Annotated in this window: 14 protein-coding genes; 12 read left to right on the plus strand and 2 right to left on the minus strand. The window is 63.7% G+C overall.

What is annotated here, in order from left to right:
* Positions 1-19: 19 nt before the first annotated feature.
* From JQ624_RS07790 to JQ624_RS07830, 9 genes are all read left to right on the plus strand, one after another.
* Positions 20-799, plus strand: coding sequence for an HpcH/HpaI aldolase/citrate lyase family protein (locus JQ624_RS07790; protein WP_212418282.1), 780 nt, complete (start codon positions 20-22; stop codon positions 797-799).
* A 103-nt stretch (positions 800-902) separates the two neighbouring features.
* Entirely contained in the window at positions 903-2,426 is a 1,524-nt protein-coding gene (locus tag JQ624_RS07795; protein WP_212418283.1) for a UxaA family hydrolase, read from the plus strand.
* Between the two features lie 184 nt (positions 2,427-2,610).
* On the plus strand, positions 2,611-3,132 hold the full coding sequence (locus tag JQ624_RS07800; RefSeq protein WP_212418284.1) for a PAS domain-containing protein: 522 nt from the start codon (positions 2,611-2,613) through the stop codon (positions 3,130-3,132).
* Positions 3,110-4,414: a methyl-accepting chemotaxis protein gene (locus tag JQ624_RS07805; protein WP_212418285.1), complete on the plus strand. Its 1,305-nt coding sequence runs from the start codon at positions 3,110-3,112 to the stop codon at positions 4,412-4,414. Before JQ624_RS07800 ends, JQ624_RS07805 begins: the two co-directional genes overlap by 23 nt.
* Positions 4,415-4,665: 251 nt before the next feature.
* Positions 4,666-7,953, plus strand: a complete 3,288-nt coding sequence (locus JQ624_RS07810) for a DUF2126 domain-containing protein (protein ID WP_212418286.1) — start codon at positions 4,666-4,668, stop codon at positions 7,951-7,953.
* 28 nt (positions 7,954-7,981) lie between these two features.
* The gene (locus JQ624_RS07815; RefSeq protein WP_212418287.1) at positions 7,982-10,492 is read left to right on the plus strand and encodes a circularly permuted type 2 ATP-grasp protein; all 2,511 of its coding nucleotides are present in this window, start codon (positions 7,982-7,984) and stop codon (positions 10,490-10,492) included.
* Positions 10,489-11,367, plus strand: coding sequence for a transglutaminase family protein (locus JQ624_RS07820; protein WP_212418288.1), 879 nt, complete (start codon positions 10,489-10,491; stop codon positions 11,365-11,367). The genes JQ624_RS07815 and JQ624_RS07820 overlap by 4 nt, the downstream gene beginning before the upstream one ends.
* A gap of 239 nt (positions 11,368-11,606) precedes the next feature.
* Positions 11,607-12,029, plus strand: a complete 423-nt coding sequence (locus tag JQ624_RS07825) for a cache domain-containing protein (protein WP_212418506.1) — start codon at positions 11,607-11,609, stop codon at positions 12,027-12,029.
* 54 nt (positions 12,030-12,083) lie between these two features.
* Positions 12,084-13,784: a methyl-accepting chemotaxis protein gene (locus JQ624_RS07830; RefSeq protein ID WP_212418289.1), complete on the plus strand. Its 1,701-nt coding sequence runs from the start codon at positions 12,084-12,086 to the stop codon at positions 13,782-13,784.
* A gap of 135 nt (positions 13,785-13,919) precedes the next feature.
* Here the strand turns inward: JQ624_RS07830 and JQ624_RS07835 are convergent, their stop codons facing one another.
* Together JQ624_RS07835 and JQ624_RS07840 are read right to left on the minus strand one after the other, a co-directional pair.
* Entirely contained in the window at positions 13,920-14,819 is a 900-nt protein-coding gene (locus JQ624_RS07835) for a dienelactone hydrolase family protein (protein WP_212418290.1), read from the minus strand.
* A gap of 145 nt (positions 14,820-14,964) precedes the next feature.
* A complete protein-coding gene (locus JQ624_RS07840) occupies positions 14,965-16,671 on the minus strand; it encodes a methyl-accepting chemotaxis protein (protein WP_212418291.1) in 1,707 nt (568 codons plus the stop codon).
* A gap of 521 nt (positions 16,672-17,192) precedes the next feature.
* Between JQ624_RS07840 and JQ624_RS07845 the strand changes: the two genes are divergently transcribed.
* The 3 genes from JQ624_RS07845 (at position 17,193) to eutC (ending at position 21,101) form a co-directional block, all read left to right on the plus strand.
* Positions 17,193-18,575 (plus strand): ethanolamine ammonia-lyase subunit EutB, encoded by a 1,383-nt coding sequence (locus JQ624_RS07845; RefSeq protein WP_212418292.1) that lies wholly within the window; start codon positions 17,193-17,195, stop codon positions 18,573-18,575.
* 147 nt (positions 18,576-18,722) lie between these two features.
* On the plus strand, positions 18,723-20,312 hold the full coding sequence (locus JQ624_RS07850) for a B12-binding domain-containing radical SAM protein (RefSeq protein ID WP_212418293.1): 1,590 nt from the start codon (positions 18,723-18,725) through the stop codon (positions 20,310-20,312).
* Positions 20,313-20,318: 6 nt separating this feature from the next.
* Entirely contained in the window at positions 20,319-21,101 is a 783-nt protein-coding gene (gene eutC / locus JQ624_RS07855) for an ethanolamine ammonia-lyase subunit EutC (RefSeq protein WP_212418294.1), read from the plus strand.
* Positions 21,102-21,194: the final 93 nt, after the last annotated feature.

The raw sequence follows: 21,194 nt of genomic DNA on the forward strand, positions 1-21,194 counted from the left end.
CACAAAGGGAAGGCGATCAATGGCAACCAACAACGTCAAGAAAGTATGGGCCTCGGGCAAGGCCGTGGTGAACGCGTGGCTCGCGATTCCGTCCGGCTTCTCCGCTGAAGTGATCGCGCAATGCGGCTTCGACAGCGTCACCGTCGACATGCAGCACGGCGTGCAGGATTACCTCTCGATGGTGCAATGCTTTCAGGCGATGAACGGCCACCCGGTGACGCCGATGGTCCGCGTGCCCTGGAACGAGCCCGGCATCATCGGCAAGGTGCTCGACGGCGGCGCCTATGGCGTGATCTGCCCGATGATCAACACCCCGCAGGAAGCCAGGAACCTCGTCCAGTACGCCAAATATCCGCCGAAGGGCACGCGCTCCAACGGCCCGATCCGTTCCGGCATGTACGGCTCGGCCGGCTCCTACCAGCAGACGGCGAATGACGAGATCGTGCTTTTGCCGATGATGGAGACCAAGACCGCGGTCGAGAACATGGAATCGATCCTCGACGTCGAGGGCATCGACGGCGTCTATATCGGCCCCTCCGACCTCGGCTTCTCCTATGGCCTGGTGCCGAAGCTCGACCGCGACGAGCCGGAAATCCTCAAGATCTACGAGAAGATCGTCAAGGAATGCGGCAAGCGCGGCCTCAATCCTGGCATCCACTGCTCCGGCGCCGACGGTGCGGTGCGCGCCATCAACATGGGCTTCAAGCTGGTGACGCTGTCGAACGAGAGCGGGTTGATGATGACCTATGCCAAGATGCAGGTGAACCAGACCCGCAAGGACTCGGGCGGCAAGGCGTAAGACGCGAATAGCGAGTAGGGAATGGCGAATAGGGGATGGACAACGGTGTAGCACCATTCGCTACTCGCCATTCGCTATTCGCCCACTTCAAAGGAGACACCCCATGACCCCGGCACCCGTGATCCGCCTGCATCCCGACGACGGCGTGCTGATTGCGCGCGCGAGCCTGCCGCCCGGCATGGTCGTGGCCGATGGGGTCGCGACCGTCGAGCGGATTCCGGCAGGGCACAAGGTCGCCATCAAGCCGATCGCCATGGGCGAGCCGGTGCGCCGTTACGGCCAGATCATCGGCTTTGCCACCGCGCCGATTTCGCCGGGCCAGCATGTCCACACCCAGAACTGCGGCATGGGCGATTTCGCCAAGGACTATGCTTACGGTGTCGACGTCAAGCCGGTGCCGAATTTCGATCTGCCCGCGACCTTCGAGGGCATCCGCCGCGCCGACGGCCGGGTGGCGACGCGCAACTATATCGGCATCCTCACCTCGGTGAATTGCAGCGCCCATGTCGCCGGGATCGTCGCCGACATGTTCAAGAAGAATCCATTTACCGGCGACAACCCGCTGGCCGATTTCCCGAATGTCGACGGCGTCGTGGCGCTGACCCACAAGACCGGTTGCGGCATGACGCAGGACGAGCCGCTGGCGCTGCTGCGGCGGACGCTCGGCGGCTACGCGCGGCATGCGAACTTTTCCGCCGTCGTGGTGCTGGGCCTCGGCTGCGAGGTCAACCAGATCGGCGGCCTGATGCAGGAACAGAAACTCGCCGGCCGGCTGCGCGCGATGGACATCCAGGAAGTCGGCGGCACCCGCAAGACGGTCGAAGCCGGCATCGCCTTCGTGAAGGAGGCGCTGACGGATGCCAATAAAGTCAAGCGCGAACCGGTGCCAGCCAGCGAATTGACGGTGGCGCTGCAATGCGGCGGCTCCGACGGCTACTCCGGCGTGTCCGCGAACCCGGCGCTCGGCGCGGCGAGCGATCTCCTGGTTGCCCACGGCGGCACGGTCATTCTCTCGGAAACGCCCGAGACCTACGGCGCCGAACATCTGTTGACGCGCCGCGCGGTCAGCCGCGAAGTCGGCGAAAAGCTTGTCGGCCTGATGCGCTGGTGGGAAGAGTACACCAGGCGCGAAGGCGCCGAGATGAACGCCAATCCGAGCCCCGGCAACAAGGCCGGCGGCCTCACCACGATTCTGGAAAAATCATTGGGCGCGATGGCCAAGGCCGGCAGCACCAATCTGGTAGACGTGCTCAACTACGCCGAACCCGTCACCAAGAAGGGTTTTGTCTTCATGGACACGCCCGGTTACGACCCGGTTGCGGCCACGGGGCAGGTGGCCGGTGGCGCCAACATGGTCTGCTTCACCACGGGACGCGGCAGCGTGTTCGGCTGCAAGCCCGCGCCCTCGATCAAGCTCGCCACCAACACGCCGATGTACAAGCGCATGGAAGACGACATGGATGTCAATTGCGGCACCATCCTCGACGGCGAGGAAACCGTGCAGCAATGCGGCCAGCGCATTTTCGACCTGATGCTGAAAACGGCATCGGGCCGGCCGACCAAGAGCGAGGGTTTTGATTTCGGCGGCGCCGAGTTCGCGCCATGGGTGTTAGGAGCGACGATGTAGCCGCGAGGTTTTGCGACAACATTCTTTGTCGATTCGCATTGATCTTGATCAAGTGTTGCGGTGCTTCCGCAGAACTACTGACCGCCCCTTGCTTACGGCCGGTTAAGATTGATGCCGTAGGAACAAAGGATGCGGGCTCGTCTCCTTTCAGGGCGCAGGCCGCTCGCAACGGAGCGAGCCAGAAATGTCGTACACCATACGGCCCACCGGCGTGGAAAATCTCCTCGGCGAGGAGGAGTTGATCGTGTCGAAGACCGATCTCAAGGGCCGCATTACCTACGCCAACGACGTCTTCGTCCGCATGGCGAAGTATTCCTACAACGAGCTGATGGGCGCGCCGCACAGCCTGATCCGCCATCCCGACATGCCGCGCTGCGTCTTCAAGCTGCTTTGGGACACGCTCGAGTCCAAGCGGGAGATCTTCGCCTATGTGGTCAACATGGCGAAGGACGGCAGTCACTATTGGGTGTTCGCCCACGTCACGCCGACCTTCGACGAACAAGGCCATATCGTTGGCTATCACTCCAATCGCCGCAAACCCGATCGCGCGCCGATCGAGCGCATCAAGCCGATCTACAAGGCGCTGTGCGAGGAAGAGGCGCGGCACGTCAACGCCAAGGAAGGCATGTGTGCCAGTTTTGATGTGATGGTCGGTCTGCTCAAGCAACAGGGGATTGCCTACGATGAATTTGTGCTCTCTCTTTAAGGCGCAAGCGGCGGCTGGCTTGGCGTGCCTTCTCGCCGCCGTTGTGCTGGCGCTGTCCCTGACCGGCGATCGACTGCCCGCTACGCCGGCCATGCTGGGCGCGATCGTGCTGCTGCTCGGCTACACCATCTGGGCCCTGCGCCGCGTATTGGGCGTGGTGGATGAGGCGGCCGAGGTGTGTCGCAAGGCGGCCAGCGGCAATCTTGAAGCGCGCATTCTAGGGGATCGCCAGCCGGGCCGGCTCGGGACGATCCAGAAGTCGGTCAATGACATGCTTGATATCACCGATGCCTTTGTTCGCGAGGCCTCGGCGTCGATGGAGTATGCGAGCCACGGCAAGCATTTCCGCAAGATCGTTGTGCGGGGATTGCCGGGCTCGTTCCGCCGCTCGGCGACGACGATCAATTCGGGGACTGACAGCTTGGGCCGGAGGGTGGTCGAGATCGCTGATCTGTCGAAAAAGTTCGGCACGCATCTTGACGAGATCGCCGGCGGCCTCGGCGCCGCCGCGACCGAGTTGGAGGCCGACGCTGGCCAGGTGGCGGCAGCAGCGGAGAAGACCAGCCGCGAGACCGCGGGCGTGATCTCTGCGTCAAGCCACGCCTCGACCAATGTTGCGACGGTCGCCAGCGCCGCAGAGCAGCTTGCGTCCTCGATCGCCGAGATCAGCCGCCAGGTGGCCTCGTCTTCCGAGAGTACCGGCCGCGCCGTCAGCGAAGCCAACCGGGCCGGCAGCGAGATTCGCAGCCTTGCCGGTGCGGCCGAGCGGATTGGCGATGTCGTCAGGTTGATCAGCGAGATCGCCGGACAGACCAATCTGCTCGCGCTCAACGCCACCATCGAGGCGGCACGGGCCGGGGAGGCTGGCCGCGGCTTCGCCGTGGTGGCATCCGAGGTCAAGAGCCTCGCAAACCAGACCGCGAAGGCGACTGAGGAAATCAGCACCAAGGTCGCCGAGATGCAGCACTCGACGGCGGCCTCGGTCTCCGCCGTGGAGGCAATTGCGCAAACCATCGCAGAGATTAATGGAATCACTGCAACGATTTCGGCTGCGATCGAGCAGCAGGGGACGGCAACCCGCGAAATAGCTCACAATGTGCAGCAGGCCTCCGCCGGCACTTCCCAGGTCTCGACCAACGTTTCCGGCATCAGCGAGGCCGCGGCTGACACCGGGCGCGTGGCGTCGCGGGTGAACAGTGCCTCCGAGCGTGTTCATGGTGAGGTCGAGACGCTACGGCGCGAGGTCACCCAGTTCCTGCAGCGATTGACCCCAGCCGCATAGGCCGAACGCGCACCCGCGCCGAAGGCGAAAGCAAGGATCGGCGGCGCTGGGCGCGCCTTGGGTGCTTGGGGCTACGATGGGAGAGAAGGCGAATGGCGAGTAGCGAATGGCGAGTAGGGCAGTTCGCCTTTCCATTCGCCATTCGCTACTCGCCATTCGCCCTTACTTCAGGCACCCCGTGCCCGTTGTTAGTGCTTGATCCCACCCGGAACCAGTGTTCTGCTTAAAAAAGCCGCTGGAGTCTCCGGTCCGTGTCGATCTTCATCGCACTACACCACGTCACGCATTACAAATACGACCGACCGATCGATCTCGGCCCGCAAACCGTTCGCCTGCGCCCGGCGCCGCATACGCGGACGCCGATCCTGAGCTATTCGCTCAAGGTCACGCCCTCCAATCACTTCGTGAACTGGCAGCAGGATCCGCAGGGCAACTGGCTGGCGCGGTTCGTGTTTCCGGAGAAGGCGACCGAACTCAAGATCGAAGTCGACTTCTCGGCGCAGATGACGGTCGTCAATCCCTTCGACTTCTTTGTCGAGGGATACGCCAGCAGTTTTCCGTTCCAGTACACCAGCGATCTCAAGACCGAACTCGCGCCTTATCTTGCCACCAGCGAGCAGGGGCCGCTGTTCGCAGCTTACTTGAAGGAGATTCCGCGCGAGGCCGACAGCACCGTCAATTTCCTGGTCGAGCTCAACGCGCAACTGCAGAAAAAGATCAGCTACGTCATCCGGATGGAGCCGGGCATTCAGACGCCGGAAGAGACGCTGGCCTCCGGCTCCGGCTCGTGCCGCGACTCGGCATGGCTGCTGATCCAGATCTTCCGGCACCTCGGCCTCGCCGCGCGCTTCGTCTCCGGTTACCTCATTCAATTGCGCCCCGACATCGATCCGGTCGAAGGCCCGCGCGAGGTCGAGAGTGATTTCACCGACCTGCACGCCTGGGCGGAAGTCTATCTGCCGGGCGCAGGCTGGATCGGCTTCGACGTCACCTCGGGCATGCTGACCGGCGAGGGGCACATCCCCGTCGCCGCCACGCCGCATTACCGCTCGGCGGCGCCGATCTCGGGCAGCGCCGGCTTCGCCAATGTCGATTTCGGCTTCGAGATGAGCGTCAAGCGCATTCGTGAGGCGCCGCGGATCACGCGGCCGTTTTCGGATGAATCCTGGTCGCGGCTCGATGCGCTCGGCGAGCAGGTCGACGCCGATCTCAAAGCTGGTGACGTTCGGCTGACCATGGGTGGCGAGCCGACCTTCGTTTCCGTCGACGATCTGGAATCGCCGGAATGGAATATCGCCGCCATCGGCCCGACCAAGCAGGCGCTGGCGGATGAGCTGATCCGCAAGCTGCACGACCGCTTTGCGCCGGGCGGGCTTTTGCATTACGGGCAGGGCAAATGGTATCCGGGCGAGAGCCTGCCGCGCTGGGCGTTCGGCCTCTATTGGCGCAAGGACGGCGTGCCGATCTGGAAGAATGCCGAGCTGATCGCCAAGATCGACAATCCGCGCAAGGCGATAATCGAAGACGCCAAAGCCTTTATGGAAGGCACCGCGAAGCGGCTTGGTCTCGCCGCCGAATACGTGATGCCGGCTTATGAAGACCCCGTGCATTGGCTGCAGAAGGAAGCCGCGCTTCCGGTCAATGTCGATCCCAGCGACTCCAAACTCGCCGACGCGGAAGAGCGCTCGCGCATGGCGCGGGTATTCGATGAGGGCTTGAACAAACCTAAAGGCTTCGTGCTGCCGATCCAGCACGCGGACGCCGATGCCCAAGGATCGATGAAGGGCTGGATGAGCGAGCGCTGGCAGCTCAGGCGTGGCCATCTGTTTCTGATCCCAGGCGATTCCCCGCTCGGGCTGCGGCTGCCGATGGCGTCGCTGCCGCATGTCCCGCCGGAAGAATACCCTTACATTGTCGAGCAGGATCCGATGGAGCCGCGGCTCGAACTGGCGGCCGAAGACAAGGACGCTGTCGCGGACGGCGTACCGGCGAAGCCGGCGCAGAAGCCCAAACCAAAACCGAAGCCGGTTCGTACGGCGGCATCGGTTGAGGTTCGTGACGGCGTGTTGTGCGTCTTCATGCCGCCGGTCGAGAAGGTGGAAGATTATCTCGAGCTGATCGCGGCAGTGGAAGCGACCGCCGAGGAGCTGCAGATACAGGTTCATGTCGAAGGCTACGGGCCGCCCTACGATCCCCGCGTCGAGGTCATCAAGGTGACGCCCGATCCCGGCGTCATCGAGATCAACGTGCAGCCGGCGCAGAGCTGGCGCGAGGCGGTGGATATCACCTTCGGCCTGTATGAAGACGCCGCAAAAGTTCGGCTCGGCGCCAACCGCTTTCTGGTCGATGGCCGCCATACCGGCACCGGCGGCGGCAATCATGTCGTGGTCGGCGGCTCGACGCCGCAGGATTCGCCGTTCCTGCGCCGCCCTGATCTGCTCAAAAGTCTCGTGCTGTACTGGCAGCGCCATCCGTCGTTGTCGTATTTGTTCTCCGGCATGTTCATCGGCCCGACCAGCCAGGCGCCGCGCATCGACGAGGCCCGGCATGACGGGCTCTATGAACTGGAAGTCGCGCTCGCCCACGTGCCGCCACCTGATGTCGAGGCCCCGTTATGGCTGGTCGACCGCCTGTTCCGGCATATCCTCGTCGATATCACCGGCAATACCCACCGGGCCGAAATCTGCATCGACAAGCTCTATTCGCCCGATGGCCCGACCGGCCGCCTCGGGCTGGTCGAATTCCGCGCGCTCGAAATGCCGCCCGATCCAAGGATGTCGCTGGCGCAGCAACTCCTGATCCGCGCGCTGATCGCAAAGCTCTGGCGCGAACCGCAGCAGGGCAAGTTCGTGCGCTGGGGCACGGCGCTGCACGATCGCTTCATGCTGCCGCATTTCCTCTGGGAGGATTTTCTCGGCGTGCTCGATGAACTCCGGCAGTCCGGCTACGAATTCTCGCCGGAATGGTATTCGGCCCAGCTCGAGTTTCGTTTTCCGGTGTTCGGCCGCGTCCATCATGGCGGCGTTGCGCTGGAATTGCGTCAGGCGCTCGAGCCTTGGCACGTGCTTGGCGAAGAGGGTTCGGCGGGCGGCACCGTGCGCTATGTCGACTCTTCGGTGGAGCGCTTGCAGGTCAAGGCGACCGGTTTTGTCGAAGGCCGCCATGTCGTGACCTGCAATGGCAGGCGGATGCCGATGACGGCGACAGGCCGCTCCGGCGAGGCGGTCGCGGCCGTCCGTTTCAAGGCCTGGCAGCCGGCCTCAGGGCTGCATCCGACCATTCCGGTTCACGCACCGCTGACATTTGACTTAATTGATACCTGGAACGGCCGGTCGCTCGGTGGCTGCGTCTACCATGTCGCCCATCCCGGCGGGCGCAGCTACGATACCAAGCCGGTCAATTCTTATGAGGCGGAAGCCCGGCGGCTGGCCCGGTTTCAGGACCACGGCCACACCCCGGGCAGGATCGACCCGCCGCCCGAGGAACGCACAATTGAATTCCCTTTGACGCTCGACTTGAGGACGCCGCTCCTGATCTAATCGGGAGCGACGCTCTCGGGGAATCGGAATGGCAGGCCAAGGCAACAGTCAGGAAAGCAAGGCCCGTCCGGGCCAGCGCCGGATCGCGCAATGGATGCGTGACTATGCGCGGCTGCCCGGCATTCCCGACGAATATATCGGCGAGGACGGCGCGCCCCGCGCGGCGTGGAGCCGTTTCTTCGATGCCTTTGCGGCGCTTTCGCCGGCCGATATCGAGCGGCGCTTCGCCTCCGCCGACCGGCACTTACGCGAAGCCGGCGTCACCTATCGCGCGCCCGGCGAGACCGCCGACCGGCTGTGGCCGCTCAGCCATCTGCCGCTCATCATCGACGAGGCCGATTGGCAGCAGCTGACCACGGGCATCGCCCAACGGGCCCAATTGTTCGAGATGGTGCTGCGCGATCTCTATGGCGAGGGCCGGCTGGTCACCGATGGCGCGGTGCCCGCGGCCGCGATTGCCGGCAGCAACGAATATCTGCGCGCGGTTTGCGGCGTCAAACCGCCCGGCGGCCGCCATCTTCACCTCTATGCGGCCGATGTCGGCCGCGGCCCCGATGGGCGCTGGTGGGTGTTGAACGACCGCACGCAGGCGCCGTCGGGGGCGGGCTACGCGCTGGAAAATCGCCTGGTGCTGTCGCGCGCATTTTCCAACCTCTACAAGTCGATGAATGTCGAGCGCGTGGCGCCGTTCTTCGAGGCATTCCGGGATTCACTGCGCGCCAGCGCCGACCGCGACGAGCCGCGGATCGGACTGCTGACGCCGGGCGCCTTCAGCGAAACCTATTTCGAACACGCGACGCTTGCGCGCTATCTCGGTTTCCTCCTGGTCGAGGGCGACGATCTCGCCGTCAGTGGCGACCGCATCTACATCCGCACCGTCGCCGGCCTGAAGCGGCTCGACGTGCTGCTGCGCCGGGTCGATTCGAATTTCCTCGATCCGCTCGAACTCGATGCGTCGTCGCATCTCGGCGTGCCCGGCCTGATCGACGTGCTGCGCAAGAACGGCGTCGTCGTCGCCAACATGCCGGGCTCGGGCGTATTGGAGGCAAGGGCGCTGCTCGGGTTCCTGCCGAGCCTGTGCCGGCGGCTGCTCGGCGAGAATTTGATCATGCCGCACATCGCGACATGGTGGTGCGGCCAGAAAGCCGCGCGCGAGGAAGTGCTGTCGCGGTTGGAGGATTTCGCGATCGAGGGCGCCTACGGCCGGGCCGTTCCCGGCTTTTCCGGCAACGGTCCCGTGCTTGCCGGCGAATTGCCGCCCGCCGAGCGCGACCGGCTCCGGCAGGCGATCGCCGACCGCGGCATCGATTATGTCGGCCAGGAGCTGGTGCGGCTGTCGACGACGCCGGTGTGGGAGCAGGGCCGGATCACGCCGCGTCCGTTCGTGCTGCGGGTGTTTGCCGCGGCAACGCCCCATGGCTGGACCATCCTGCCCGGTGGCTTCTGCAGAATAGCCGAACAGCCCGATGCCCGTGCCGTCTCGATGGGCGATGGCGCGCGGTCGGCGGATGTCTGGATTGTCTCCGACAAAGCAGTCTCGGCTTCGACGCTGCTGCCGGCCGCCGAGGCCGTGCGCATCCGGCGCATCGCCGGCGTGGTCCCGAGCCGGGCCGCGGACAATCTGTTCTGGCTCGGCCGCTATCTCGAGCGCGCCGAGGCGACGCTGCGGCTGATCCGCGCGCTCGGCGCGCCGATGCGCGACCCCGTCAAGGGATCGTCGACCACGCTGCCCTCGGTCGAGCGCATCCAGCGGCTTCTGGTGACATGGGGCGCGACCTCGCAGGCGACGCGGACCAACCCCGCAAGGGTCGTCGCCGAGGCGCTGCAGAGCCCGGACAAATTCGGCTCGGCCTTGTCATTGGCAAAATCGGCGCAGCGCACCGCGAGCTCGTTGCGCGAGCGGCTTTCGCCCGACGCCTGGCAGATCATCACCGAGATGGTGGAGCGTCTCGCCTTGCAGGTCGACGACGATGACAGCGTCGTCAGCGCCGCCGAACTGACGTTGCAGGAACTGGCAAGCCTCGCCGGCCTGGCGCAGGAAAACATGAATCGCGCCGCGGGCTGGCGCTTCCTCGACATGGGCCGCCGTGTCGAGCGCGCCATCAACACCGCGCGGTTCGCGCGACAATTCGCCTATGACGAAGCCGGCGAGGAAGACCTCGATGTGCTGCTGACGCTGGTCGATTGCCAGATCACCTATCGGTCGCGCTATCTGGTCGGCCCGGCGCTGGCGCCGGTCCGCGATCTCGCGGTGCTCGATCCCTATAATCCGCGCTCGGTCGCGTTTCAGGTGGCGACGCTGAACGATCACATCGCCGCACTCCCGAGCCTGAAGGAGCACGGCCTGATCGAGCGGCCGCAACGGTTGGCGGTGGCGTTGCAGGCGACGTTGACGACAGCCGAGGCCGCGACGCTGGACGTCAAGACCCTGTTCGCGCTGGAGCAGGATCTGCTCAACCTCGCCGACGCCATCGGCCTGCATTACTTCCCGCACGGGCCCAATGCGAGCCGGCCGGAGAAGCTCACGGGTCTCGCGTGATCTACGACATCCGTCACGTCACGACCTATGCTTACGAAAGCCCGGTGAGTTTCGCGCGGTGCTCGCTGCGGCTGGAGCCGAAATCGGGCGACGGGCAGCAATTGATTTCCCATTCGGTCGAGATCCGGCCGCGGCCCGCGGACCGCGCCGTGCGGCGCGATTTTTTCGGCACCCATACCGAGAGCATCCTGATCGAGACCGCGCATCGCAATTTGCGGATCGATTCCCGCTCGCGCGTTTCGGTGTCGCGCAAGGCGCTCGACCGCGCCGCGCCGAGCCCGTTATGGGATGATATCCGCGACGTGGCGTTCGAGGCCAGCAGTCTCGGCCCCGCTTCACCGGTCGGCTATGTCTTTGCGAGCGCGCTGGTGCCGGTGCAGGCACCGGTCACCGCCTATGCCGCGGCGAGTTTCCCGCCGGGCGGTGGCATTCTTTCAGGCGCCGCCGATTTGATGCGCCGAATCAGCAACGATTTCAGGTACGACCCGAAGGCCACGGTGATCTCAACGCCGCTCCGGGAGGTGTTCGAGAAGCGCCACGGCGTGTGCCAGGATTTTGCCCATGTGATGATTGCGGGCCTGCGCGGGCTGGGTCTGCCCGCGGCCTATGTCAGCGGTTACTTGCGCACCACTCCGCCGCCCGGGCGGCCGCGCCTGCAGGGCGCCGACGCCACCCACGCCTGGGTTTCGGTGTGGTGCGGCGCTGAGCTCGGCTGGGTCGGGTTCGATCCGACCAACGACCTGGTGGTCGAAAACGACCACATCATCCTGGCGGTGGGCAGAGACTTCTCCGATGTCTCGCCGGTCGACGGCATCATTGTCGGGTCGCGCAAGCAGAAGCTTGGCGTGGCCGTGGACGTGCTCCCGGTGGAGTGAGGCCGGCTGTTCGCAGCCTTGTCAGGCTTTCCCTTACAGACAGAGGCTGGAAAGCGCTCCATGCGCGCTAATGTCACGCCCATCCCCGCTGCCCTACGGATAGGCATTTTAACGGAAGCTTTGCTCTTTTGCTGCCATCATGACGTGTGCGGAAATGCGCTTGCAATTGAGTTCCATCCAGCCGGGAGACAGTCGTGAACAATTGGTCAACAAAGCCTTTCGTTTCTGCCGTGGCAGCCATGCTTGTGTTCGGAGGCGCCGCCAGCGCGAGCGGTGGCGCGAGCAAGGATGAAGCCGTCGCCATGGTCAAGCAGGCCGTTGCCTTCATCAAGGATCAGGGCGCCGAAAAGGCGTATCCCGAGATCACCAGCAAGGCCAGCAAGTTCCATGATCGCGACCTCTACGTCGTGGTCTATCAGCTCGATGGCAAAGTGCTCGCGCACGGCTCGAACGAAAAGTTCGTCGGCAAGGACCTGATCGACGCCCAGGACGTCGACGGCAAGCTCTACGTCAAGGAGCGCGTCGAACTCGCCGCCAAGCAGCCGTCGTTCTGGCAGGACTACAAGTTCGTCAACCCGGTGAGCAAGAAGGTCGAGCCGAAAGAAATGTACTGCGAGAAGCTGGACAATACGGCTGTCTGCGCGGGCGTCTATAAGCTTTGATCCCGCAACAAGCACTGCGCTGTTGTGCGGCGATCGCCGCACAGAAGGGGTGATATGCTCGGCTGGATCAAGAACATTGGCCTTTCGTGGAAAGTCCAGCTCGCGCCCGCTTTCCTGATCGTCGTCCTGATCGGGCTCGGCGCCTATGCGTTGCAAACGTTGCGGTCGAATCAGGCCGCCGTCGATGCGCTGGTGTCCGGGCCGGTACGGCAATCGGAACTGGCCAACGATCTCACCACCACGGTGTGGACGGCGCACGCCAAGCTCTATCGTCTTGCTGCCACCGCAGCCAACGAAAAGGACGAGAAGAAAGTAGCCGCGGTTGCCAAGGAAGCTTCTGCGGCCGCCGGCAAGATTTCCGACGCGCTGAAGGCTGTCGAAGGCATCAAGGGCGGGTTCAGCCCGGAGACTTTCGACAAGCTGAAAGCTGCGGTCGCGGGCTATCTCAAGCAATCGAAGAACGCAATCGAGATGGCCGACGGCGACGCCGGATCGGCCCTGATGTTCATCAAGGGCGCGGAACGCAACTTTGCCGTCATCGAAAAACTGGCCGACGACCTGATCACGCATAGCAGCGAGAGCAAGGATCGGGAGATTGCCCGTGCCGGGATCAAGCTCGAGCAACAGCAGATGACGCTGATGGCGGCCCTTCTGGTCGTTGCACTTGCCGGTATCCTCGTTTCGTTTCTGATCGGTCGAAGCATTTCCCGTCCCGTCGTGGCGATGTCGAGGGCGATGCGCGAACTGGCGGGCGGGAACTTCGAGGTCCAGTTGCCCGGCCTCGAGCGCCGCGATGAAGTGGGCCAGATGGCCCACGCGATCCAGGAATTCAAGGTGCAGGCCATTGCCAAGGCCGAACGCGAGACGGCGGAGCGCGAAGAAAAAAGCCGCGAACTGGCATCCGCCCGCCGGACCGAGTTGCACAATCTGGCCGAAAGCTTCGAGATCGCCGTCGGCGATATCGTCGAAAATGTCAGCTCGGCATCGTCCGAGTTGGAAAATTCCGCAGCCATCCTGACCAACAGCAGCACCGCCACCCAGGAGCTCTCCACCGTCGTCACCGCGGCTTCGGAGGAAACCTCCACCAACGTGCAGTCGGTGGCGTCAGCCACGGAGGAAATGGCCAGCTCCGTCAATGAAATCGGCAGGCAAGTCGCGAACTCCAACAGGATCGCCAGCGAGGCGGTTGTTCAGGCGCAAAAGACCGACGCCCGAATCGCCGAATTGTCCGATGCGGCGAACCGCATCGGCGACGTCACCAAATTGATCACCACGATCGCCGAACAGACCAATCTGCTGGCGCTCAATGCGACCATTGAAGCGGCGCGAGCCGGCGACGCCGGTCGGGGCTTTGCGGTGGTTGCCCAGGAGGTCAAGGCGCTCGCCACCCAGACCGCCAAGGCAACCAGCGAAATTTCCAGCCAGATCGCCGAGATGCAGGCGGCGACGCAGGATTCGGTGCTCGCGATCAAGGAAATCAGCGGCACCATCGGCCAGGTTTCCGAAATTGCGGCGGCGATTGCGGCTGCCGTCGAGGAGCAGGGCGCGGCGACCCAGGAGATCGCCCGCAACGTGCAGCAGGCAGCCCTCGGCTCCACCCAGGTCGCGACCAACATCGCCGACGTCAATCGCGGCGCCGGTGAAATCGGCAAGGCGTCGTCCCAGGTCCTGGCCTCCGCGCAATTGCTCTCCAACGAAAACAAGCGCCTCAAGGCCGAGGTCGGCAAGTTCCTCGCCACCGTCCGCTCGGCTTAGGCCGTTCGCCAAAAATCGAGATTGCTGAACGTCGCCTGGTCCACGTTCGCTTTGCGGCGTTTTGCGAAAGCCGGACATCGCCCCAAATCCGAAAACTGCCAGGAGCGGACAAGCCAGGGTGAAAACAAATAATTCCTATTTTCGCTTCTCTGTCGTCCAGGTTCTTTCCAGAAATTCAAAAATACGCCGGCTCGTTTCCTGGGTTACGCTGGAATCGAAACGATAGACCACCTTGGTGCCGCGGAAATCTCTCTTGGAAAATCCGTTCAGCTGTTCACAGTCCCAGCAATGGGTGGCGTTTCGAAAGACGTACCACTCAACCGGCGCGCCCGAGTCCTTTGCCGCTTGAAGCTTTGGTACACATTCATCTGGCGGCGTCTCGGTATCCTTGTCGCCCATCAACACCAGGACAGGACGGTCAATGCGGTTTTGAACGATTTCATACGGAGTGCCAGATTTCGGTTTGATCGTGAAGCATCCGGGATATACGGCGACGGCCGCCGTGAAGCCCTCGCTTCCAGGAAGGGCAGATCGCCAATCGCGGTTGCTGCCGAGCAGCGCGACCATCGCGCCCCAGGAAAACCCGACATGTGCGATTCGCCGTTTGTCGACAAACGAGAGCGTTCGCAGATGATCTGCAGCCTGCATGGCATCGCGCACGCCACGAGGGAAGTTAACCCCCTTCTTCGCCTCCAGACATACAAGATCGACGTCACGCGGACCGAGGGAGTCGACGAGGAGTACGACGAATCGCTGCCGAACCGCGGTTTCTGCCCAGGCGCTCATCGAACGATTCGGCCCTCCCTTCGTGCGGAGGCCTGCGCATTGATGATGCAGGACGATCGCGGGAAATGGCCCCGATCCGGCGGGTTTCAGCAAGGTCATGCGTGAACCATCTACAGAGGCGGTAGACGGCACCGTGGGGAATGTCAGGTCCTTTGCCTGCGTAGCTGCACCGAGCAATCCTTGAGCATGGGCCGGACATGAAATGAGAACAACACTGGCAACAAGCGCGCTGAAGCACCTGGCTGTCATGTCGGCTCTCCTCATCAAGGTGTCGGGCACCGTAACCGCTCACGGTCACTTCAAGCTGCTACGATGTCAATCCGAAGCCTTGGCGAACTTTCAGGAGCCCGATTGGCGGGCTCCTCACGCTTGGGTGTAAATCGGGCGCGTCGGCTTACGTGCCGGTCCGGCGCGGCTGCTCGGACGAATCGGCACGCAGGTTGCGGAAGAACTTCTCGACCTCGCGCGACAGCGTCTCGGCCGTGGCCGTGAGCTCGCTGGATGCGGTGAGGACGGAAGCCGCCGCCGTGTTGGTGGTGCCGATGGCGTCGCTGAGCGAACCGATATTGACGACGAGCGTACCGTTGCCCTGCGCCGCGAGCTGCGCGTTCTGCGATATTTCGCGGGTCGCGGCATCCTGCTGTTCGATGGCGCCGGCGATGATCGACGTCACGTCGTTGATCTCGCGCACGGCGTTGCCGATTTCGCGGACCGCTTCGACCGAATTCCTGGTCGACGTCTGGATCATGCTGACGTTCTGGCTGATCTCGGCGGTCGCCTTGGCGGTCTGCTCGGCGAGTGCCTTGACCTCATGGGCGACGACGGCAAAACCGCGGCCGGCGTCGCCGGCGCGCGCGGCCTCGATCGTCGCGTTCAACGCCAGAAGGTTGGTTTGCTCGGCGATCGCCTGGATCAGGGTGAGCACGCCGTCGATGCGTTGGGTCGCGGCCGCGAGGCCCTCGATCTCGGAGACGGATTTCTCGGTGCGCTGGCCTGCCTGCTCGACGGCGCCGGCCGATTGACGGACCTGGCGGCCGATTTCCTCGACGGAAGCGGAAAGCTCTTCGGCGGCGCTGGCGACGGCGGAGACGTTGCTGGAAGCCTGTTCGGTCGCGCCGGAGGCGGCTACCGCGCGTCCGCTGGCATCCGATGACACGCTGGCAATGGTCTGGGCGGTGCCGCGCATCGAGGTCGCGTTGTCGGTGACCGCGCGCAGGACGCCGCCGATCGCTTCCCGGAACGCGTCGACCGAGGCTTCGATGTGGCGGGTGCGCTCGTCGCGCGCCTTGGAATCTTCCAGCACCTGGGAATTGAGGTTGCGGTTGCGCTCCATCGCTTCCTGAAAGATCCTGATCGCGCGGGCCAGCGCGCCGATCTCGTCGGCGCGGCCGGTATGCGGAACCTGGACGCCTTCGGCGCCGTCAGCGACCTGCTTGATGGTCGCGGTGATGACCGAAAGCGGGCGGGCGATCGAACGGGCGATGATCAGCACGCCGATAACGACCACCGCCAGCGCCATGACGCCGAGGCAGGTCAGCACAAAGGCCATCGTGTGGTTGGTGTCGGTCTGCTGCGCCAGCCGCTTGCTGCGTTCGGCATAGACCCTGGAAAGCGCCTCCAGGTCCTTGTTCAGCGCCGTACGTACCTCGCGGTTGGCGTCATTGTCGCCCCATTCGCGCCCCGCGGCGGCGTTGATCTCGACACCGCGGCGAACCAGCTCCTTGCGGAAGTCGATGAACTGTTCGATGCGCTTCTTGAAGGTGGCGAATTGCTGGGCGTCGTCGGCCTGTACCAGCGCCTGCCAGTTCTTGACGACCTCGAGAATGCGTTCGTTGAACTTGAGCAGCCCGTCGCCGTATTTCTTCACGACGGCAGGCTCGGTCGACATGTAGACGCCGCGGGATTCCATCACGACCGCATAAACCAGCGAGTTGACGCGCTCGACATTGAGCGCCGCGCGGCTCGCGGTTGCGACCGCTTCTGTGAGTTCGGCGTTCTGGCGGGTGTTGTAGTCGGACAAGGCCGTGATGGCCGCGACCAGCACCGCGAACAGCGCGAAGATGGAATACAATTTGGCTGCGAGCGAAAACCGGGATGCCATGGCGCCACCAAAATGAGTTTAAGGATTCAACAATGCGAGCCGTACCGGCGCTCCACAGCGGGATGGTGAGTGCCGTCGGCTATCGGCAAATTGTGCTGAATTTTGATGGACAATTTCTTAATCTGCGAGACTGCAAAATCTGTAATCGAAGTAAAATTATGTAGTTATTTCAATTCATTGCCGGGTGGCGACGAATTTCGGTGACGGGAATTTTTGGCATTTCTGCGCGACCGAAGCGGGCTCTGGTATACCAGCGCAATTGGAGGTAGTTGCGATCTCGGCGCGACAAGCCGGGCGCTATTTCCCGCATCCGATGAATTGTGCGGCCTGCGCGGCGGGCGTGTTCACCGGGCTCGCTTATGAGATAAGCTTTTTCGGTCGCTATTACGCTACGCTGGACTAGCCCGGGGGCGGTTGGCCGGAGCGGCGATGCAGCACGCGAAAATCCTCTTCCGCACGCTCGCGCGCGTGATGATAGGGTGGCGTCGCAACGGAGCGGGTAGGGGCGCAGGAAAGTCAGCATGGTCTACCGCCGGATCATCGGTGCCACCTCCTATGTATTCTCCGATTTGCGCGAGCTGCTCGCCAAGGCGACGCCGCCGCGGTCCGGTGACCGCCTGGCCGGCGTCGCGGCCGAAAGCGCGGAAGCAATGACCGCGGCGCGGATGGCGCTCGCCGACGTGCCGCTCAAGCAATTCCTCAACGAGGCCGTGATCCCTTACGAGGACGACGAGGTCACCAGGCTGATCCTCGATACCCATGCGGCGCAGGCCTTTGCGCCCATTTCCTCGCTGACCGTCGGCGGCTTCCGCGACTGGCTGCTGTCGGACGCCGCAACCGGCGAAACGCTCGACAAGGTTTCGCGCGGGATCACGCCGGAAATGGCCGCGGGCGTCTCCAAACTGATGCGCAACCAGGATCTGATCCTGGTCGCCAAGAAGTGCGCCGTGACGTCGGCGTTTCGCAACACCATCGGCCTGAAGGGGCGGATGAGCGTGCGGCTGCAGCCCAACCATCCCTTCGACGACGCCAAGGGCATTACCGCTTCGATCCTCGACGGCATCCTCCTGGGATCGGGCGATGCCTGCATTGGCATCAATCCGGCCAGCGACGATCCGGCCGTAATCGGCAAATTGCTGCGGCTGCTTGACGACATCATCTCGCGGCTGCAGATTCCGACGCAGGGCTGCGTGCTCACCCACGTGACCACCACGCTCGATCTGATCGGGCAGGGCGCTCCGGTCGATCTGGTATTCCAGTCGATCGCGGGAACGGAGGCTGCCAACCGCAGCTTTGGCGTCGACCTTGCGCTGTTGCGCGAGGCGCGGGAGGCCGGGCTGTCGCTCCGCCGCGGCACGGTCGGCGACAATGTGATGTATTTCGAGACCGGGCAGGGCTCGGCGCTCTCGGCCAACGCCCATCACAACGTCGATCAGCAGACCTGCGAAGCGCGGGCCTATGCGGTGGCGCGCGCCTTCGATCCGCTGCTCGTCAACAGCGTCGTCGGCTTCATCGGTCCGGAATATCTCTATGACGGCAAGGAAATCATCCGCGCCGGCCTGGAGGATCATTTCTGCGGCAAGCTGCTCGGCCTGCCGCTCGGGGTCGACGTCTGCTACACCAACCATGCCGAAGCCGACCAGGACGACATGGACAATCTGTTGACGCTGTTGGCCGCCGCCGGCGTCACCTTCATCATGGGCGTGCCGGGCGCCGACGACGTCATGCTGAACTACCAGTCGACCTCGTTCCACGACGCGCTGTATATCCGCGACCTGTTCGGACTGAAGCGGGCGCCGGAATTCGACGATTGGCTGGTTCGCTCAGGCCTTGCGGACGGCGATTTCCGGCTTGCGGGCAACGCGGGTCTGCTGCCCGAATTTGCCGCGCGGCTGATCGCCTGAACTTCGGCCATGGCCCGCGGCCGGTGGTTTTTTTCCTGCAACCAATTGAACCCACAACGAGTTAGAGTTGACTGTCACAATGTTGAAGAATTTCTGGCCCAGCTTTCAATGTCGTGCTTAAATTCATGCGAGCCTTGAGGAAATTTGATGAGAGCTGAAGGCATCGGAACGGTACGGCGTATCCTGTGCGTCTTCCCGCGCTATACGTCTTCTTTCGGTACGTTCGAGCACGCCTATCCCCTCACCGACGGCGTGCAGGCGTTCATGCCGCCGCAGGGCCTGTTGCTGATCGCGGCCTATCTGCCGGAGAACTGGCCGGTCCGCTTCATCGACGAGAACATTCGCCCTGCCACCAAGGAAGACTTCGAATGGGCGGAGGCGGTGTTCGTCAGCGGCATGCACATCCAGCGCCAGCAGATGAACGACATCTGCCGCCGCGCGCATGCCTTCGATCTCGCCGTGGCAATCGGCGGGCCGTCGGTGAGCGCGTGCCCGGACTACTATCCCTCGTTCGACTATCTCCATGTCGGCGAACTCGGCGACGCCACCAACGAGCTGATCGCGCGGCTGGCGCGCGACCCGTCGCGCCCCGAGCAGCAGGTGGTACTGAAGACCAACGATCGCCTGCCGATGACCGAGTTTCCGATCCCGGCCTACGAGCTGGCGGAGGTCAAGAAATACTTCCTCGGCAGCATCCAGTACTCGAGCGGCTGTCCCTATCAGTGCGAATTCTGCGATATCCCCGGCCTCTACGGCCGTAACCCGCGCCTGAAGACGCCGCAGCAGATCATCGCCGAGCTCGACAAGCTACGGGAATGCGGCGTCACGGGGTCGGTCTATTTCGTCGACGACAATTTCATCGGCAATCGCAAGGCCGCGCTGGATCTGCTGCCGCATCTGGTCGAGTGGCAGAAGCGGACCGGCTACGTGATGCGGCTGGCCTGCGAGGCGACGCTGAACATCGCCAAGCGGCCAGAGATTCTGGAGAAGATGCGCGAAGCGTTCTTCGTCACCGTGTTCTGCGGCATCGAGACGCCCGATCCCGATGCACTGAAGGCGATGCACAAGGACCACAACATGATGGTCCCGATCCTGGAAGGCATTCGCACCATCAACTCCTACGGCATGGAAGTCGTCTCCGGCATCATCATGGGGCTCGACACCGACAAGCCGGAAACCGGCGACGCGCTGCTTGCGTTCGTCGAGGAGTCGCAGATTCCGCTGCTGACGATCAATCTGTTGCAGGCGCTGCCGAAGACGCCGCTGTGGGATCGGCTCGAGAAGGAAGGCCGGCTGGTCAATGACGATGACGGCCGCGACTCCAATGTCGAGTTCCTGCTGCCCTACGATCAGGTGGTGGAGTCCTGGCGCAAATGCATGGAAGTCGCCTACCAGCCGGAAAAGCTGTTTGCGCGCTACCAGTACCAGTGTGACTACACCTATGCGCAGCGGATCAAGGTGCCGGTTACGCCCGAGCAGAAGAGCTGGGCCAATATCAAGCGCGGCCTGATCATGCTGCGGAACATCTTCTGGAAAGTCGGTGTGCTCGGCGACTACAGAAAAGTGTTCTGGAAGTTCGCGCTCGGACGGCTGCGTCGCGGCGATATCGAGGGCTTGATCGGGCCGGCGATGATCGGACATCATCTGATCATGTTCGCGCGTGCCGCATCGGTCGGTCAGCAGAACGCGTCGAATTATTCGATCCGGCTGCGCGAGGCCTCGGTCCCTGCCGAGTAAAAGCCCATGAAAACGCCGGCGCCGCCGTCCCGCCCGCTCGAAGCCTTGCGGGAGCTGACGCCGGCGCGCGTCGGGCTCGGCCGCTCCGGCGCGAGCCTGCCGACCGACGCGCTGCTTGCCTTCGCGCTCGACCACGCGCGTGCGCGCGATGCCGTTCACACAGCTCTCGATGCGCCGCATCTGGTTGCCGGATTGGCCGGCCTCGGCCTGCAGGTCGGCGAGGTTTCCAGCCAGGCGCGCAACCGGCGCGACTATCTGCGCCGTCCCGATCTCGGACGCATGCTGGATGTGGATTCGCGGCGTGCGCTGGAAAAGCAAAGCGGCAGCGCGAGCGAGATTGTGATCGTGATCGGCGACGGGCTGTCGCCTGCGGCCGTCAATGTTCACGCCATCGAACTGGTTCGCCATCTTGTTCCGCGCCTGACGGAGGCGAGGATCCGGTTCGGCCAAGTCGTGGTCGCATCGGGCGCGCGCGTGGCGCTGGGCGACGAGATCGGCGCCGTACTCGGCGCGCAGATGGTGGTGATGCTGATCGGCGAGCGGCCCGGCCTGTCGGCGCCCGACAGCCTCGGCGCCTATCTCACCTTTGCGCCGCGCATCGGCCTCACCGATGAGAAGCGCAATTGCGTTTCCAACATCCACGGCGCGGGCCTGAGCTACGATGAAGCCGCCTTCAAGATCGCGTGGCTGGTCCGGGAAGGATTGAAGCGGCAGGTCACGGGCGTTGCCCTGAAGGATGAAAGCGGCGCCGGATCGCCGCCGCGGATTCAGGCAAAACCGGGTCCCTGAGCTGTGTTTGCCGAGTGTGGCAAATCAGAGACTTAACGCGCATTTTCGTCACCTTCGTGTCGATTTGCCCCGCCGCGCGCGCTTGCCGGATGG

It is taken from the genome of Bradyrhizobium sp. AUGA SZCCT0283 (assembly GCF_018130385.1).
Taxonomy (GTDB): Bacteria; Pseudomonadota; Alphaproteobacteria; order Rhizobiales; family Xanthobacteraceae; genus Bradyrhizobium.